The sequence below is a fragment of the Hydrogenophaga sp. genome, assembly GCF_051858985.1.
Lineage (GTDB): Bacteria > Pseudomonadota > Gammaproteobacteria > Burkholderiales > Burkholderiaceae_C > Hydrogenophaga.
Genome location: NZ_JBHYGM010000005.1, coordinates 134,314 through 150,991, shown reverse-complemented (window position 1 = coordinate 150,991; position 16,678 = coordinate 134,314). Strand labels below are relative to the sequence as shown.

At 64.9% G+C, this 16,678-nt stretch carries 13 protein-coding genes; 2 read left to right on the top strand and 11 right to left on the bottom strand.

All coding sequences use genetic code 11. The annotated features are described in order from the left end of the window. Positions 1-21: 21 nt before the first annotated feature. From ACTIEY_RS20155 to ACTIEY_RS20140, 4 genes are all read right to left on the bottom strand, one after another. Positions 22-558 (bottom strand): toxin-activating lysine-acyltransferase, encoded by a 537-nt coding sequence (locus ACTIEY_RS20155; RefSeq protein ID WP_439520939.1) that lies wholly within the window; start codon positions 556-558, stop codon positions 22-24. Then, positions 555-2,270, bottom strand: coding sequence for an ATP-binding protein (locus tag ACTIEY_RS20150; protein WP_439520938.1), 1,716 nt, complete (start codon positions 2,268-2,270; stop codon positions 555-557). The genes ACTIEY_RS20155 and ACTIEY_RS20150 overlap by 4 nt, the downstream gene beginning before the upstream one ends. A gap of 82 nt (positions 2,271-2,352) precedes the next feature. After that, the gene (locus ACTIEY_RS20145; RefSeq protein WP_439520937.1) at positions 2,353-3,111 is read right to left on the bottom strand and encodes a LytR/AlgR family response regulator transcription factor; all 759 of its coding nucleotides are present in this window, start codon (positions 3,109-3,111) and stop codon (positions 2,353-2,355) included. Positions 3,112-3,390: 279 nt separating this feature from the next. After that, positions 3,391-5,034 carry a hypothetical protein gene (locus ACTIEY_RS20140; protein WP_439520936.1) on the bottom strand — a complete coding sequence of 548 codons (1,644 nt, stop codon included), beginning with the start codon at positions 5,032-5,034 and terminating at the stop codon, positions 3,391-3,393. 92 nt (positions 5,035-5,126) lie between these two features. Here ACTIEY_RS20140 and ACTIEY_RS20135 point away from each other — a divergent pair, with 92 nt between their 5' ends. Beyond that, positions 5,127-5,606: a hypothetical protein gene (locus ACTIEY_RS20135; protein WP_439520935.1), complete on the top strand. Its 480-nt coding sequence runs from the start codon at positions 5,127-5,129 to the stop codon at positions 5,604-5,606. 109 nt (positions 5,607-5,715) lie between these two features. Here the strand turns inward: ACTIEY_RS20135 and ACTIEY_RS20130 are convergent, their stop codons facing one another. After that, positions 5,716-6,744 carry a porin gene (locus ACTIEY_RS20130; RefSeq protein WP_439520934.1) on the bottom strand — a complete coding sequence of 343 codons (1,029 nt, stop codon included), beginning with the start codon at positions 6,742-6,744 and terminating at the stop codon, positions 5,716-5,718. An 826-nt stretch (positions 6,745-7,570) separates the two neighbouring features. Between ACTIEY_RS20130 and ACTIEY_RS20125 the strand changes: the two genes are divergently transcribed. Beyond that, positions 7,571-9,001: a hypothetical protein gene (locus ACTIEY_RS20125; protein WP_439520933.1), complete on the top strand. Its 1,431-nt coding sequence runs from the start codon at positions 7,571-7,573 to the stop codon at positions 8,999-9,001. A gap of 24 nt (positions 9,002-9,025) precedes the next feature. On the opposite strand, the gene ACTIEY_RS20120 is transcribed toward ACTIEY_RS20125, so the two are convergent. The 6 genes from ACTIEY_RS20120 to hutU all read right to left on the bottom strand — a co-directional run bounded on the left by ACTIEY_RS20120 (position 9,026) and on the right by hutU (position 16,536). Then, positions 9,026-9,670 carry a hypothetical protein gene (locus ACTIEY_RS20120; protein WP_439520932.1) on the bottom strand — a complete coding sequence of 215 codons (645 nt, stop codon included), beginning with the start codon at positions 9,668-9,670 and terminating at the stop codon, positions 9,026-9,028. 33 nt (positions 9,671-9,703) lie between these two features. Further along, positions 9,704-10,921 carry an elongation factor P maturation arginine rhamnosyltransferase EarP gene (earP, locus tag ACTIEY_RS20115; protein ID WP_439520931.1) on the bottom strand — a complete coding sequence of 406 codons (1,218 nt, stop codon included), beginning with the start codon at positions 10,919-10,921 and terminating at the stop codon, positions 9,704-9,706. 164 nt (positions 10,922-11,085) lie between these two features. Further along, a complete protein-coding gene (hutG, locus tag ACTIEY_RS20110) occupies positions 11,086-12,051 on the bottom strand; it encodes a formimidoylglutamase (protein ID WP_439520930.1) in 966 nt (321 codons plus the stop codon). After that, entirely contained in the window at positions 12,048-13,259 is a 1,212-nt protein-coding gene (gene hutI, locus ACTIEY_RS20105; RefSeq protein ID WP_439520929.1) for an imidazolonepropionase, read from the bottom strand. Before hutI ends, hutG begins: the two co-directional genes overlap by 4 nt. Before the next feature lie 20 nt (positions 13,260-13,279). Further along, positions 13,280-14,824: a histidine ammonia-lyase gene (hutH, locus tag ACTIEY_RS20100; RefSeq protein WP_439520928.1), complete on the bottom strand. Its 1,545-nt coding sequence runs from the start codon at positions 14,822-14,824 to the stop codon at positions 13,280-13,282. A gap of 14 nt (positions 14,825-14,838) precedes the next feature. Then, on the bottom strand, positions 14,839-16,536 hold the full coding sequence (gene hutU / locus ACTIEY_RS20095) for a urocanate hydratase (protein ID WP_439520927.1): 1,698 nt from the start codon (positions 16,534-16,536) through the stop codon (positions 14,839-14,841). Positions 16,537-16,678: the final 142 nt, after the last annotated feature.

The window sequence follows — 16,678 nt, the reverse complement described above, 5'->3', positions numbered from 1 at the left end:
CGGACAGGTCTACCGGGACGTTCAGGCCACCGAGGCGTCCTGGGGCTGTTGCCACAGCCGCACCCGCGATCCCACGGAACTGGTGGAGGCATGGGCAGCGGTGCCGTGCTGCGAGCGGCCCACACTTCGGGCGCCGTGACCATCGAGCAAGGCCGTCAGGGGACGCCGAAGTTCGGCGGTGTGACCGAAAGGCGCCGTCCAGTCAATCAGCCAGAGGCGGTCTCCGCTCTGCCAGTCCCGGATGGCGATTTTCTTCGAAGGGTGGGCCAGGTAGCGCGTCTCGGCCTGTGCGTCAAACCGCGCAAAGAGCAACAAGGCCAGTGGTCGATGCGACGGCGACTCGGTGTGCATCGAGCTGGCAGCGGCGGAGCGGCGTGCCAGCACGTATTGGCCCGCTTCGATGGGCGCCAGCAGCCGATGCTCCAGGTCACTCATCGCAACGCCTCTGCGCTGAAGGTCGTGCATCCACAGCCACACCGCCGCGCCCATTGCGGCGTCTGCGTGCACCGGCCTGCGTTGAAGCCAGGGCGCTTCGAGTTGCCAGACGTTCGCCTTCATGGTGGTTGCACGGCGTGCGTGGATACCGTGTCGTAGATGAGCAGGGCGAGTTTTTCGCGGGAAAGCGGCTTGTAGGCGATGACCACCGCCGTCGCGGTGCTTTCGGGTCCGTGCCGTATCTCCACGTCACCGGTCAGCAGGATGGCGGGAATCTGCGAACGGTGGCGCTTGCGCAGCCGCTTGATCAGTTCGTAGCCAGAAAAGCCGGCGTCGAGGTGGAAGTCCGTCAGGATCAGGTCGACGGGGCTGACCGTCATGCCCAGCTTCACATCGAGCTCGTCCCAGCCGTTGGCTGCGATCACGCGGCAGCCCCATTCTTCCAGCGTGCGCGCCATGCTCTCGAGCACGGTTTCGTCGTTGTCGATCACGACGATCCGCAAGCCGCGCAGGTAGGTGTTGGGCATGGGCGTGCCGGCTGTCGCGGTCTGTTGTCCCAGCGGGAGCTCCATGCTGAAGGTGGTGCCGGTGCCGACCACGGATGTGACCTGGATCGGCGACTTGATGAGATCGGCCGTCTGCTTGACGATGGCCAGGCCCAGGCCGATGCCGTCCACCGATGCCTTGCGGAAATGCAGGCGCACGAAGGGATCGAAGATCCGCTGCAGTTCGTGCGCCGGGATGCCGATGCCGCTGTCGCTGACCTCGATGTTCACCGTGCCCGGCGTGGAGGACATCGTGGCGGCTACCTTCACGCCGCCCTGCGGCGTGTATTTGATGGCGTTCGAGATCAGATTGACCAGGATCGTGCGCAGGTGGTTGGGGTCGGTGGTGACACTGAGGTCGTTGGACTTGAACTTCAGTTGCAGATGGCTGGCTTCAGCGGTTTCCTCGAACTCGTTGGCCAGGGACCTGAACAGGCGTTCCAGCGAGACGGATTCCGGCAGTGCGATGACCTGGCCCGAGTTGAGCCGGGTGACGGCCATGAGCATGGTCAGCGACTTGGAGAGCGAATTGACCACGTCGTTGACGGCCTCGATCTCGATCCTGAGGGAGGAGGACGACGCGTCCTGCCGGAAGCGGCCGAGCATGAGGCCCAGCGCGTGCACCGGCTGGCGCAGGTCATGGCTGACCATGGCGAGCAGGCGCGACTTGGAGGAGTGCGCTTCCTGCAGGTGTGAGATCTGCTGCAACAGACAGGCGCGTTCGTCCTGGCGATCGCTGAAGTTGCGCTGAAGCTCGGCCTGCTCGCGCCCGCGCGCGGCGGCGATGCTGTAGGCCAGCATCAGCACGGTGACCAGTGCAATCGCCTCCAGTCCACCCTGTTGCGAATCCGAGAGCAGCAACCACGCGCCGCTGAGGCAGGCGCACTGAACCGCCAGCAGCAACCAGGCGGCTTGTCGCAGCGATCCCCGGGCGTGGTAGTGCGAGGACAGCAGCGTCGAGATCAGGAAGGCCCAGCTCAGTGCTTCGAAGCTGGCGTCCGGCGCCATCAGGAACACCTGGGCGGCCATAAATGACCACGCCATTCCATGGACGATGGTCATGCCCATGAGGAACCTCTGGCCCGGCTGGGGAACCGCCGTGGTGGCGCGTTGGGCCCGGACAGCGTGCCTGACCACGAAGAACGCCCAGAGGGCGAGCGTCAGGACGCAGAGGCCGGTCGAAATCCAGCGCAGATGAAGACGGTCTGGCAATCGAAGCGACAGCGACGAAGCCAGGGGCACCAGCATGATGAGCACGGAGAGCAGTTGCACTCCGAGCAGGGCGGGCACCTGATCAGCCTGTTCCCGGACAACGGCTGCCGGTGTGGGCAGCTCGGGCAGGGAGGTTTGTCCGGAAAGGCTGGAGAAAGGTTCAGATCCCTTTGAAGACATACTCGAACGTCCTGCTGACGATCAAGCCTTCCGGGCGGCCCTTCATGTGGATGCGCAGACGACCCATTTCGTCCCGGCGCAGGAAATCGATTCGCTTGACGTTGACGATGGTGCTGCGGTGGATGCGCAGGAACACCGACATGTCGAGCTTGGCTTCGATGTCGGTGATGCCGTAGCGCATGAGCACATGACCATCGGGAAGCACGGCGGTGGTGTACTTGCGCTCGGCCTGCAGGTAGATGATGTCGGTGGGCTCGATCATCACCACGTCGCGGCCTCGTGAACCGCTCAGCCACTGGTTGGGTGCAGGGGCCGTGTTCTTGGGCAGGAAAGTCAGGCCGGTCTGGCGGGCGCGCCGGGCATAGAGCACGCCTTCTGCGCGTTCCAGCGCCTGGGCCAGGCGGGCGGGCCGCACCGGCTTGACGATGTAGTCGGCCACGGCGCTTTCGTAGGCTTCCAGTGCTTGCGAGGGGTCCCCAGTGATCAGGATGACCACCGGCGGCGATGTGTTGGCCCTGACGATCTCCAGCACACTGCGCGTGTGATTGGGCTGCTCGGGCATGTGAATGTCCAGCAGGAGGACATCAGGCACCACTTCTTCAAGCGCGGTGGTGAGTTGCGCCCGATCGTGCACCAGTTCCTGGACCTGCCATGAGGGTCTGAGCTGGGCGACCAACGCGGCGATGCCCTCGGCCTGGGTGGTGTCGTCCTCGGCGACCACGATCCGGATGTTTCCCATGTCCTTCTCCTTGTGATTCAAGGCCTCTGGCGTGTGCCGCCATGCGTGTATGCCCTCAACAGGCCAGATGCTTGATGCTCCGTGAAGGTGCTTTCGCTGCCAGACGGGCTTGAACACGGCATTCCTTCGCGGGCGGGCAGGGGGGCGTCGGAATGGACAGGATGGTCAGGGCATTGCTCGGTTCAATGATTCAAACGGAACGAATCTACAGAAAACGGGTACGAAATGCATTTTTTCGGCACGGAATCGCTTTGTTCCATGCGCAGGGCACAACGGCGGCTACTGCGCCGGAGCGGTCGCCGGCAGCGCGTGGAGCCTGGTGTAGTTCTGAAGACCCAGCATCCGCACAAAGTGAGCCATCAGGGGATGGGCGTAGGCAATGGCCACTGTCTGACCGAGCGAGTGCCGACGGATGACCCAGTTGAGCAGGTCGGTTCCGAAGAAGAAATCCATGGAAGTCAGCAGCCGGAAATCCAGCATGACCAGCCGACCTGGCCTGGCTGCGCGAATGTCCAGACGATCCAGTTCCTCGGCGTGTTCGCGCGTCAGGTCGCCCTGAAACCGGATGGCGCAAACCATGTCCTCGCTGGTTTCGCCGGACTGTTTGCTCAAGGGCTGGCAGACGCACCGAACCCCGACATAGGGGGGTGCTTCGCGATGGAATCGCCGCGCGTACGCCATAGATGCCGTTTGGTGGGCATGACGGAAACCCGCCCAGTTCAGCAGGGAAAGCCAGGCCAGCCAGGCATCAGCGCCGTGGTGTGGCTCGTGGAGCTCTTGCCGCATGGCGCGGATGAGTCGGGAGAGCCCCAGATGCACAAAGATGGTCTGGGACCGGATCGCCTTCTCCATGAAGCCCTGCAGTTCGCGCAGTGCCTGCGCGTGGATGCCTTGCAGCGCCGTCCAGTCGAGCACAAGTGGAGTTCCCCTTTTCGTCTGGTCCAGAAGCAGACTCAGCGACGCGACTTCATTCAAGCCCGGCGCATCGGGGCATGACCAGACGAGTGGCCTGGAGATCCGAAGCCTACCGGACCCCGCGCCTTGCAGTGGCGGTGGAACGATGCGACGGGCATCCCGCCCCCGCGTCTGCAGGTATTGCCGACGCATGGCGTCTGCCCGTTCGGTCTGGCCGCCTCGTTCGAAGAGATCGATGGCGCTGCGGGTGGCCCAATCGACGCCCTGCAGAGCTTCGCCTGACCCGAGGGCCTTGATCAGCAGGTCGGCAGCAGGGTTCCACCGCCTGGCCGCCACCATCAGCGCCGCGTCGTCCAACGGGTGCGTTTTCGATGATGTGCAATGGTCGGTGTCGGCGCTCTCCGAAGCGGCGGCGTTCAACTCGGGCGGCTGCAAGGGGGGCAGACCTGTCAGGCCCATGGGCTCGGAGAGCACCTTGACCTCCAGTTCATTGATCAGGCTGACCAACTGAGACCCGTCGGCCAGGCCAGGGGGTCGCGTGATGCTCGCGGGACTGGTGCCTCTCTCCCGCCGGCCCTGCGGGAGACTGGGCTTGTGCTTGCGCCTCTCCACCATGATCTCGCGAAGCTCGTTGAGCTCGCGGTTGCGGGTGACCAGCAGGCGCAGCATGTGGGCCCGTTGAGCTGCCTCCTGCTGCCGTCGTTGCAGCGCCAGACCTTCGCTGTCGAGCGCGTCATCCTCCGAGCCCGTGGACCGGCTCTGCAGAAGTCCGCCTATGCGCGATTTCAGGTTCATGACGATGGCCCGGTGGCTGTGGGCGGTGCTGCGACAGTGCGCAGTAAACAACTTGCCAATGCGGGTTGCGTGCCTTGGGTCTGAAGCCAGACGTTTCAGGAACGAAACGCTGTCTCGTTGAAACGGGGCGAACGAGCCTCCTTTCCCGAGCGATTGCCACTGCACCATTGCCGCTGACACCTCGTTCCGGTGTCGGTGGAATTGGTGTTCCACCCGGGTGAGTTCAGCATCTCTTCGCCGTCAGGAGCATGCCGTCGATAGATTGGCACTGGATTTCGATCCCCAGCGCGAGGAACCCATTCATCATGCAGTCTGTACAACGCCGCAATCCGAATCACGAGGTGGCTCCCGTGCTGCAATCCGACTCGCCTGGCACGAGCGGGCGTTGGTTCACGGCCGCCGTGTTGCTCTCTCTGGCTGGATTCTGCGCAGCGCAGGCCGTCATTCGACATGCCGCAGTTTGCAGCGACCGCATGGGTATCGTGGAAGGCGCGCTGATGTCACTGGGGGCCATCGTGGGCGGTGCCGCCTTCAACTGGGTGTCGATCGATGTGCTGTTGACGGAGGTCTGGCCCACCGGCGGGCGTCCTTCACTCACGCTCAGCAGCCTGCTTTCAGTGATTCTGATGTTTGGCGCCATCTGGATGTCGTCGATGGCCTTGCAGGTGCGGCGCTGGAATCCTGCCAGCGTGGGCTGCGTGTTTGTTGCCTGCGCACTCTTCTCGGTTTACGCCAGTTCCTCGGCACTGGGGATTTGCGTCATTTCCAGCAGATGGCTGGATTGACCGGTCTGGGCAGCCTTAACGCAGGAAAGCCCCAGAAACAGAAAAGCCCACTGCATGGTTGCAGCGGGCTTGTGGCTCTTGGCTTCAGCTGGCGAATGCCAGCTTGGGCTTAGAACTTGTGGCGCATGCCGAAACCGTAGAGTTGGTCTTGCGTGGATGCGGTGCCAGCAGCATTCTTGAGCTTGACGTTGGTCAAGCCAGCATAGACATTGGTACGCTTGCTCAGGTTGTAGATGTATTCCACGCCAAAGGAATCGGTCGAGGCGACTTTAGTACCGGCAACCTTGATGCGTTCGTTGCCGAAGCCTGCAGCGAGGGACCCTGCGGCACCAAGAGGCACTGCCACACTCAGCACGTATGCGTTTTCGCGTTGGCCGTTGGCCACGCCGTCGTTCTGGTTGATGAACTGGCCCAAGACCTTGACCACGCTGAAGTCGTAGCTGGCGCCGATACCAGTGGACTTGGCGGTTGCAGCGGCGCCGTTGGCCTTTTCTGTTTGGTACACGCCTTGAACAGCAATCGGGCCTGTAGCAAACGAGGCGGTCAGTGCCAGAGCACGGCCTGCGGAGGCGGCAGGCGTTGCGTTTTCACCAAAGGCGTATTGCGCACCAACACTGAAGCCGCCCATGTTTGGCGACGTGTACAGAACCGAGTTGTCCCAACGGGTGGTCACGCCCATGAGGCCAGCAACACCGGATGGGCCACCAACTGCGCTCGTGGCGGAGAAGGACGAGGTGGCTTGTGCATCAAAGCCGTCCATCAACAGGAACATCGGCGTGTACTGACGGCCGAACTCTACGGATCCGAACCCACCACTCAGACCCATCTTGCTGGTGCGGTTGAAGCCTGCGCCCACAGTGCCGTCGTCGGCATTGATGCCGGCTTCAAGCTGGAAGGTGGCCTTCAAGCCGCCGCCCAGGTCTTCAGCACCGCGCAGGCCCCAACGGCTGCCGCTCAGGCCACCGCTGGTCAGGCCCGTGCCAGGCTTCGTCTTGACGGTGACGGCGCCAACGGTGGTCTTGGTGGTGCCTTCACCCACATACATGTCCAACAGGCCGTAGAGCGTGACGCTGGACTGAGCGTGGGCTGCGCCGGCCAGGGCGCCGAAGGCGGCCAGGGCGATCATCGTTTTCTTCATGAAGATTCCTTGATAAGGGTTGAGGACACAGTTTTGAAAGGCCGCCAGGAAATGCTTCTTGGGCTTTTGGCGGCCCCGTCGTGGTCGGCTTGAAAACTTTCGTTTGCTGCTCGAGCACGTCGAAAGCAGGAATCTAGGGGGGCAGCCCATCCGCTTGCGCCGAAGGATTGAGTTGCGATCAATCGGGAATGGGTCAAAAGAAAATAGGAACTAAATGCCTATTTATGACGAATTCCACTGGTTTGGCCAGTCGACGGGGACGCCGGGCTGCTGCTCCTGTGGGATGGGTCTGAGGCACACCATTTGCCCGGCGGGAGCGGTGCTGAACTCCGCCTTTCGTGGACGCCATTCCTGACCTCGCCCTGCAGTTGGTGATCGAAAAGTGAAGGGAAATGTCTGAAAAGTGTCGTCCGGTGACTCGGCCGGCGGATCGTTGGCTCGGCGCCGAAAACCCGTGAAGGCCGGCTGCGGAGCGCCACGCGCCTCACTTTTCAACCGCCTGAAGCTGCTCTGCGCGACCTTTACCAAAGCAGCTGGCCGATCGCAAAAGCCAGTGTCGGACGCACTTTTTGTGTGCGTTGTCGCTTGAATCGTTGCAAAAAGGGGACATTCCCGGGTCAAACCGGGGGGCCGTCTGGCCTGCACGCGTCGGTGGGCCGGACTCTGCCGTGAACTGGTTGGCAATCGAAAACGGTACTAATTGGCACTTGGCAATTTGGTGGGACATGCCGCCCCGCTGGTGCGGTGATGGCCCCGGTTGGTGACTTCCTGTGCCGTGCGCAGCCCCTCGCTGATGCAATGGGTTCCACCAACCGGAGGAAGCACCATGGACGCCACCGATGCCTGTTTGCAGATGGACGCTGACGAAGCGAGATTCGACCTGATCCAGGGCGCGATCGTGGTCGACAGCCACGCCGTGGGCTTCTGGGGTGCGCGTGGCATCCAGCACGTGTTTCTCGGTTCAGGTCGAACGTTCGATCTCACCTGTGGTGTCGGCGGCGCAGACCGACTGTTCCTTCAAGGCGCCAGCAGCGACCACCAGGTGGACGTGGCAGATGACGTTCTGATCCTGAGTCACGCAGCGCAGGGCACCGAGATCCGTGTGCACGCGAGCCGGGGGCCTAGAGAGCTGGTGTTCGACGACGGCGCGGTCACGCTGGGCGCACTCTGGCGCAGTGTGCGCCAGACATCAGCCCTGCTCGACGTGGTGGGCGAAGCGGCGGCTGTTGCCCGGGCCACCGTGGCCAGTCATGTGAATGCCGGCCCCAGGCTTGCCTTGGGCGCCGTTCCCCATGGAGCCTTGCTTCAGCTGGAAGGACTGGGTGGCGTGGAAACGGTCTTCGTCGGGCAGCCCGGTGTTCAGGTGCACCTCGACGCCACGCTGGCTGAGCACAAGGCCAGGGTGGCGGGGCGCGCACTCGCGCTGAGCCGGCGCGCCAGCGGCTTGCTGGAAACGGCCTACGTGATCGGGTCCGCTCAGCTCGTCTTTGTCGATGGCAGTGTGCACACGGACGCGATGAGCCATGCCGTGATGTTCAATGAGCCGTGGCCCGTGCCGCAAGGCGAATCGGTGCCTGCGCTGCCGCGCATCACGGCGGTGGCGCTAGATGTCGATTCCGCAGACGTGGATTGGTCGGATGACTGGCCAGGCGCTTTGCCCAGCGGCCTCTTTGGTGGTTGCCGGGCCGGGCAGGTGTTCGAAGCCAGTGTGTCGCTGGAAGAGGCGGTGAAGGTGGAAGGCACGCCGCGACTTCACCTGTGTGTGGGAGGTCGTCACCGTGCCGCTCAGTTCAGCGGCGGCAGCGGAACCGACACCTTGCACTTTGTCTACACCGTCACTGAAGACGATGTGGCGCAGGGGACAGGCAGTCAGACGCGCGGGTTGACGCTCACCGGCTGTGGCAATCTGGACGTGGAAGTGGGCCCGGTCCTGTCCACCGGCGCCACCATCCGAGCGCTACAGCCGTCGTTGCTTGAGGAGGACCCTCCGGTTTCGCAGCCGAGCGCGACCGTGCTGGACGACAGTGGATGGCAGGCGCTGATCGATGAAAGCGACCGGAAGGTGGCGAGGGCTCTGGCCATGCTCAATGAAGGCGACACCGCGCATTGCGCGGTTCGAAGCAGCCACTTCACCCGTCCCGACCTGGAGCTGGACCTGCTGCTGGACATTGACCTGGCCGATCTTGAACTGACCGCCGAAGTAAGTGGTGGTTATCAGCGGCAACCGGCGGCCCGGGTCGCAGCGCAGGCCCATTGAACGCAAGGCGCCTGACGCGCGGCCTCAGGTGCTGGTTTCCGGCTCGTAGGCTGTGCGAAGCTCACAGGCGCACAAACCCGATTCCATCTGCCACGAACTGGATCCGCCGCCGCCTTCCAACGCCTTGCCCAACTCGGCAGCGTTTCCATCCACCTCGACCCGAACCTTCACCGTCTGGTCTTCGCTTTTGGTGGTCAGCACATCGATCTGGATGCGATGGACGGTGGGGACCTTCTGCAGGATCCACAGCAACTGGCGCAGAAGTGGGTTGGCGTGGATGCGCCGCACGCTTTCCCTCATCTGGACATTGACGCCGGGCAAGGTGGTCTGCCCCCGGTGATCGGCGACCACACGAACGTGGGCGAGCAGCCAGTTTTCCAGCGCGTTGCGATCGGCCCAGCCATCCTCCCGCTGGATGAGCGCGCTGTGAAGCAGGTAGTCTGACAGGAGGTACACGAGCGAAGGCTCGACGGGACGACCTCGTTCGGCGGACAGCGCCAATTTGTTCATGGCATTGAGAACGCTGTGGATGTCCCACAGCAAGGGCGCTGACTTGCCTGACTGACGGCCCGAGCGGAGCGCACCGCCGCCGGTGCGCCAATGCCAGAGCAATGCCCCCAGCGCGATGCCCGCCACGAAAGCGACGGAGACACCCGCCGCGCTGATCAACCAGTTCGTCATTGAAGTTCTCTCTTGAGCAGGTCAGGCCGACTCTACCGGGCCTGGCAGGCTCATGGGCCATGTGGGCGGGTGCGCGTTCTCTCGTTGCTGTTGCTGGCGACGGACCTGTTCCAGCATGGTCGGCGACAGCGAAGGCAGAGTGTCGGCGAGCGGCCGGGCCTGCGCAATCCGGCGGGCCACCTGACGTGCAATCTGTTCCAGATCGTCGCGCTGCTTCAGGTACCACGCCAGCGTCTGTTCGAGGGATTCACCCTCCCGCAGGCAATGCGCTGTGACCAGAAGGCCGCGCTTGAATCCGGGATCCAGTCCATCGAAGTACCAGTCGCTCAGTCGATCCGTGGCCTGAGCGGCGCCGGAGGCGGTGGGTCGGGGCAGCCACAACAGGGGGGTGCCCGCCTCCATGGCCCGGTTGGCCACGTCGCGCTGCCCGCAAAACAGCAGATCGCTGCTCCAGATGACTTCATCCTGCTGGCTCCAGCTCAGGGCGGGGAGGTCCAGCACGTGGACGTGCGCGGTGGCCGGGGAAGTGGGTACCGGGGTGTGTGAAGCGCCTGCTGGGGGCAGGTTTCGCAGCACCAGCACAGGCTGGTGAAATGCCTGCGCCAGGCTCTGGACGAACAGGGGGAAATCCGCAATGGCGGCGTCCCAGCAGCTGACGATGAGCGCACCCTTGGCCTTGTCACCGGGCAGACCCAGCGATTCCAGGGTGGTTTGTGTGAGGCTGGCGTGCGCTTTCCAGCGGGTGCGCAGCTCCACGTTGTTCCGCACGTCCTTGATCAGGCCGACACCTTGCACCTTTTCATCCTGTATCACGTCGAACACCATGGTGTTCATGCTCGCGTTCGCGGTGGTGGCTTCCCCGGAGGACAAGGAGTGCCCCAGGGGCCAGATGCGGAACTGCTTGCAGCGGTTGCTGGCGCCATATGCCATGCGCTCGCGGTAGCGGGTTGGCACTTCGGTGCCGCCCAGGCACACCACGTTGTCGGCCGGGGCAATGGCGTCGGCCAGGCGAAGGCGCCAGATTTCGTAGTTGGCCAGCGGCTGTACCCACAGGGTGCTTTCGATGCGTGCACTCATCACGCCCAGGCGGCCGGGATCGTCCAGAAAGATCCGCACGCGCTGGGTGGGCACGGTGGCCAGCTGGGCTGCGAGCAGGGGCAGGTCTCGCAGTCCGTCGATGCCTTCGGTCGGCGTGAACAGGTCCCAGGTGGTGTTCCGGGGAGGGGAGTGCCTAGACATGATGTTCTCCAACTTGCAGGTGCCAGGCGGGAAGGCCCTGGCTGCCCGCTGCAGTCGTCAAATCATCTTCTTAAGGCAACGCTCGGCAGTAAAAAGGGTATGAAGCGCCACCTTCTGGCCATGAAGTGCTGACCAGAGGTGTCGGATGCGCTTTTGTGAGTACTTCAGGCCTGAAGTTTCTGTCGACACGCTCCACGGGCCACGCGGGCGGCCAGCCGCGCAGCCACGCGCGCGGTGAGGCCATCCCGGTCGTGGACGGGGTTGAGCTCGGCGATGTCCGCGGCGACCAGCCGTCCGGAGGCCAGCACTTCGTCGATCAGGACCTGCGCCCCGGCGACCGGCACGCCCAGCGCAGCCGGGGCCGAGACGCCGGGCGCCTGGGCCCCTGGCAGAACGTCCAGGCAGATGGTGAGGTAGACCGCGTCGCAGGCTTGCAGGTCCCCCGCCAGCGCCAGCCTTGCCTGTTCCAGGCCCGCTTCGTTCTGGAGCTGGTCATCAAGCCAGTGACGCACGCCCATCGCCTGGGCGCGATCGAAGAGCGCCTGCGTGTTGGCGTATTCGCTGATCCCGAAGACGCGGTAGTTGAAGGGCCGGCCGTGCGCCATGCACCATTCGTGCATCTGTCGAAATGGCGTGCCCGAGTTGCCCTGAGACGCTTCGCGCAGGTCGAAGTGCGCATCCAGGTTGACGATCAGCAAGCGGTGGCTGGAAGGCAGCGCGCTTACCACCCCCTGGAAGGTGCCCCAGGCCATTTCGTGCCCGCCGCCCATCACGAGTGGCAAGCTCTTTCGCTCGACCGCGCTGGCCACCCGCATGGCCAGCTGCTCCTGGGCCAGCTCCAGCGCACCGTCCGTGCAGTGCACGTCGCCTGCGTCGTGCAGCTCAGGCTCGCCCCGCACCGGGAGGTTGGCCAGTGCCGCGCGAATCGCCCGAGGGCCATCAGCGGCGCCGACGCGCGCCGCGTTGCGACGAACCCCCTCGTCCACCGCAAAGCCGATGAGCGTGACGCCGCCCTGCGAATCGGGCCGGAGCGGCCTCACGCGTTCGTGCCACCTCGGCGTGGGCCCGCTCTCTTCCGGGTCGACGCGGCCTCGCCAGGCGAACGGGGTCGGGGTGTGGTCGGTGGTCATGGGCGTTCGCGGCCTCCCTGGATGGTGCGCATCACGGCATGGTGCCCGAACCAGTAGGCCAGTTCGTTGGGATGCTCCAGGTTCCAGGCCACGAAGTCGGCGCGCTGGCCGCGCACGAGCTGGCCGCGATCGTGGAGACCGAGGGCGCGTGCCGCGTTCAGTGTGATGCCTTGCACGGCCTCGAGCGGTGTGAGGCGGAACAGCGTGCAGGCCATGCTGGCCATGAGCAGCAGCGACAGGCTCGGCGAGCTGCCCGGGTTGTGGTCGGTGGAAACCGCCATGGGCACGCCCGCTGCGCGCAGTGCCGTCACGGGTGGCATCCGGGTCTCGCGCAGGAAATAGTAGGCACCGGGCAGGAGCACGGCCACCGTTCCGCAGCGGCGCATGAGCGGGATGTCGGCTTCGCTCAGGTGCTCCAGGTGATCGCAGGACAGCGCGCCCAGCGACGCGGCCATGGCCGCGCCATGCTGGTTCGACAGTTGCTCCGCGTGCAGCTTGATCGGTAGGTCCAGTGCACGCGCGGCGTCGAACACGCGGCGGGTGTGCTCGGGCGAGAAGCCGATGTGGTCGCAGAACGCGTCCACCGCGTCCACGAGGCCCTGGGCGTGAAGCTGCGGCATCCATTCGCACACGGCGTCGATGTACGCGTCGACGCGGCCATCGAAATCAGGGGGCAGGGTGTGGGCGCCGAGAAAGGTGGTCTGCACGCTCAGGGGCAGATCACGCCCCAGGCGGCGCGCCACGCGCAGGCAGCGTGCCTCGGCTTCCAGCGACAGGCCGTAGCCCGATTTGATTTCCAGGGTGGTCACTCCTTCGGCCATGAGCCGGCGGGCGCGCTGCTCGGCGACGTCGTACAGGTCCTGTTCGGTCGCGGCGCGCGTCGCCGCCACGGTGGACCGGATGCCGCCGCCGGCTTGCGCGATCGCTTCGTAGCTGATCCCGCGCAGACGCAGTTCGAGTTCGCTGGCGCGGTTCCCGGCGTAGACCAGGTGGCTGTGGCAATCGACCAGCCCCGGCGTGATGAGTGTGCGGCCCAGGTCGTGCTCGGTGGCCACGCGCTCACGGAGTTCCACGGGCATCTCGTTCACCGGCCCCACCCATTCGATGTGCTCGCCCAGTGTGAGCAAGGCGCCGTTGTCGATCAGGCCCCAGCCCTTGTTGGCCAGGGTGGAGATGCGCGCACTGCGCCACAGCACGAGGTTCTTCATGGCAACTCCGTTGAGAAAACTCAAGGATTCCAGACGGGCTGGAAGAGGGCGGCACTGCCCGCGCTGGCAGCACCCTGCATCACCAGCTGCCGGGCGGCTTCGATGTCGGGGGCGAACAGGCGGTCCTGTGCGTAGAAGGACACGCGCTCGCGCAGCGTGCTCTGGGCACGAGCCAGCGGGGGCGACGTGGTCAGCGGGTGGTGGAAATCCACACCTTGCGCCGCCGCCAGCCATTCGATGCCGAGGATGGTGGCGGTGTTCTGCGCCATCTCGTCGAGCCGGCGGCCGGCGAACGTGGCCATGCTCACGTGGTCCTCCTGATTGGCCGAGGTGGGCAGGCTGTCGACGCTGGCCGGGTGGGCGTGAGACTTGTTCTCCGACGCCAGCGCGGCGGCCGTGACGTGCGCGATCATGAAGCCCGAGTTCAGGCCGGGGTTGTCCACGAGGAACGGTGGCAGGCCGGAGAGGCCGGCGTCGATCAGGAGCGCAATGCGCCGTTCCGCCAGGGCGCCGATTTCGGCGATGGCCAACGCCAGCGTGTCCGCCGCGAAGGCGACTGGCTCGGCGTGGAAGTTGCCGCCCGAGAGAACCTCGGCGGTGTCGGTGAACACCAGCGGGTTGTCGGTGACGGCGTTGGCTTCGATCAGCAGCGTGCGCGCGGCCTGCACGATGAGGTCGCGGCAGGCGCCCATCACCTGCGGCTGGCAGCGCAGGCTGTAGGGATCCTGCACGCGCTCGTCGTCTTCCAGATGCGATTGCCGGATGGCACTGCCCTGGAGCAACTGGCGCATCACCGCGGCCAGCGCGATCTGCCCGGGCTGGCCGCGCGCTGCGTGGATGCGGGGATCGAACGGCGCGTCGCTGCCTTTGGCGGCGTCCACGCACAGCGCGCCGGTGACGGCTCCGGCTTCGAGCAGGCGTTCGGCCATGAAGAGGCCATGCAGGGCCAGCGCGGTGGAGACCTGCGTGCCGTTGATCAGCGCCAGGCCTTCCTTGGCCGCCAGCGTGAGCGGCGCGATGCCGGCCTGGCGCAGCGCCGTGGCGGCGGGCATGACCTGGCCGTTCACCCGCGCATCGCCTTCGCCCATGAGGGTGAGCGTCATGTGAGAGAGCGGCGCCAGATCGCCCGAGGCACCCACCGAACCCTTGATGGGAATGAGGGGCACGATGCCGGCGTTGAACACGGCGAGCAAGGTGTCGATGACGACCGGGCGCACACCCGAGAAACCGCGCGCCAGGCTGGTCGCCTTCATGGCCATCACCAGCCGCACCGTGGCGTCCGACATCGGCTCGCCCGTCCCCACCGAGTGCGAGAGGATCAGGTTGCGCTGGAGCAATTCCAGCTGGTCGTCGGGGATGCGCGTGCGCGCCAGCTTGCCAAAACCCGTGTTGATGCCGTAGGCCGCGTCGCCTTTTTCGACGATGCGCTGGATGGTAGCGGCGGATGATTCGATATTGGCTCGCGCTGCGGCGGGCAACTGGATCGGCATGGCCTGCTGCCAGAGGGTTCGCAGGTCGGCCAGCGTCATCTGGCCGGGGTTCAGGGTGAGGGGTTTCGCGTTCATTTTTCTGAAGTTCCTCAGCCGATCATGGGCAGTTTGAGTCCGTGTTTCCTCGCGGTGGCCACCGCGCGTTCATAGCCCGCATCGGCGTGGCGCATCACGCCCGAGCCGCAATCGTTCACCAGCACGCGCGCCAGCCGCTCGGCGGCCGCATCGGTGCCATCGGCCACGATCACCATGCCCGAGTGCTGCGAATACCCCATGCCCACACCACCACCATGGTGCAGGCTCACCCAGCTGGCGCCGCCAGCGGTGTTGAGCAGGGCGTTGAGCAAGGGCCAGTCGCTCACCGCATCGGTGCCGTCCTTCATGGCTTCGGTCTCGCGGTTGGGGCTGGCCACCGAACCGGTGTCCAGATGGTCGCGCCCGATGACGACGGGCGCCTTGAGCTCGCCGCTTCTGACCATCTCGTTGAAGGCGAGACCCGCCACATGGCGTTCACCCAGCCCCAGCCAGCAGATGCGCGCCGGCAGGCCCTGGAAGGCGATGCGTTCGCGCGCCATGTCGAGCCAGCGGTGCGTGTGCGTGTTGTCCGGGAACAGCTCCTTGATCTTCGCATCGGTCTTGTAGATGTCCTCCGGATCGCCCGAGAGCGCGACCCAGCGGAACGGACCCTTGCCTTCGCAGAACATGGGACGGATGTAGGCCGGCACGAAACCGGGAAAGTCGAACGCGTTCCTCACGCCCTGGTCGAACGCGATCTGGCGGATGTTGTTGCCGTAGTCCACCGTGGGCACGCCCATGGACTGGAAGTCCAGCATGGCCTGCACGTGTTGAGCGCAGCTGTGCGCGGCGGCGTCGGTCAGATGCCTGTGCTGGGCCGGATCGCGTTGGGCCGCGCGCCACTGCTCCAGCGTCCAGCCAGCGGGCAGGTAGCCATTGATGAGATCGTGTGCCGATGTCTGGTCGGTCACCAGGTCGGGCATGAAGCCGCTCGCGCGACAGCGTCGCACCAGTTCGGGCATGACTTCAGCGGCATTGCCGAGCAGCGCGATCGACACCACCTGCTTGCGCGCCGTGTGCTGTCGAACCAGCGCCAGCGCTTCATCGATGTCGCGCGCCTGCCGATCCACATAGCGCGTGCGCAGGCGAAAGTCGATGCTGCTCTGCTGGCATTCGATGTTGAGCGAGACCGCACCGGCCAGCGTGGCCGCCAGTGGCTGCGCGCCGCCCATGCCACCCAGGCCGGCGGTCAGTATCCAGCGGCCGGACCAGTCGTTGCCGTGGTGTTGCCGGCCGGCCTCGACAAACGTCTCGAACGTGCCCTGCACGATGCCCTGGCTGCCGATGTAGATCCAGCTGCCGGCGGTCATCTGGCCGTACATGAAGAGCCCCTTGCGGTCGAGCTCGTTGAAGTGGTCCCAGTTCGCCCATTTCGGCACCAGGTTGGAGTTGGCGATCAGCACGCGCGGTGCGTTGGCGTGCGTCCTGAACACGCCGACCGGTTTGCCGGACTGCACCAGCAGGGTTTCGTCTTCCTCCAGTTCGCGCAGCGAGGCCAGGATCTGGTCGTAGCAGGCCCAGTCGCGCGCGGCGCGGCCAATGCCGCCGTACACCACCAGGTGCTGCGGGTTCTCGGCCACCTCGGCGTCCAGGTTGTTCTGCAGCATGCGGTAGGCGGCCTCGGCTACCCAGTTCCTGCACGACAGCGTGTTGCCACGCGGGGCGCGCACACGTCGGGTGGGGTCCAGGCGGGGATCGGTGTTGGTGTTCATGTCGGACGGTGTTTCTGTAATGCTTCAGAACTAAAACTATGTACAAATTTGAAGAGTTTTATTTAAAACGTATATACATTATGAACACGACCGACGAAGTTCGTAAATACAATGACGCTGTTTCGGGGTTGGTGAAAACCCT

Bases quoted from the DNA above. Each gene is read 5' to 3' on its own strand.
- ACTIEY_RS20155 (WP_439520939.1), bottom strand. From the start codon at position 558: ATGAAGGCGAACGTCTGGCAACTCGAAGCGCCCTGGCTTCAACGCAGG.
- ACTIEY_RS20145 (WP_439520937.1), bottom strand. From the start codon at position 3,111: ATGGGAAACATCCGGATCGTGGTCGCCGAGGACGACACCACCCAGGCC.
- ACTIEY_RS20135 (WP_439520935.1), top strand. From the start codon at position 5,127: ATGCAGTCTGTACAACGCCGCAATCCGAATCACGAGGTGGCTCCCGTG.
- ACTIEY_RS20130 (WP_439520934.1), bottom strand. From the start codon at position 6,744: ATGAAGAAAACGATGATCGCCCTGGCCGCCTTCGGCGCCCTGGCCGGC.
- ACTIEY_RS20125 (WP_439520933.1), top strand. From the start codon at position 7,571: ATGGACGCCACCGATGCCTGTTTGCAGATGGACGCTGACGAAGCGAGA.
- earP (WP_439520931.1), bottom strand. From the start codon at position 10,921: ATGTCTAGGCACTCCCCTCCCCGGAACACCACCTGGGACCTGTTCACG.
- hutG (WP_439520930.1), bottom strand. From the start codon at position 12,051: ATGACCACCGACCACACCCCGACCCCGTTCGCCTGGCGAGGCCGCGTC.
- hutI (WP_439520929.1), bottom strand. From the start codon at position 13,259: ATGAAGAACCTCGTGCTGTGGCGCAGTGCGCGCATCTCCACCCTGGCC.
- hutH (WP_439520928.1), bottom strand. From the start codon at position 14,824: ATGAACGCGAAACCCCTCACCCTGAACCCCGGCCAGATGACGCTGGCC.
- hutU (WP_439520927.1), bottom strand. From the start codon at position 16,536: ATGAACACCAACACCGATCCCCGCCTGGACCCCACCCGACGTGTGCGC.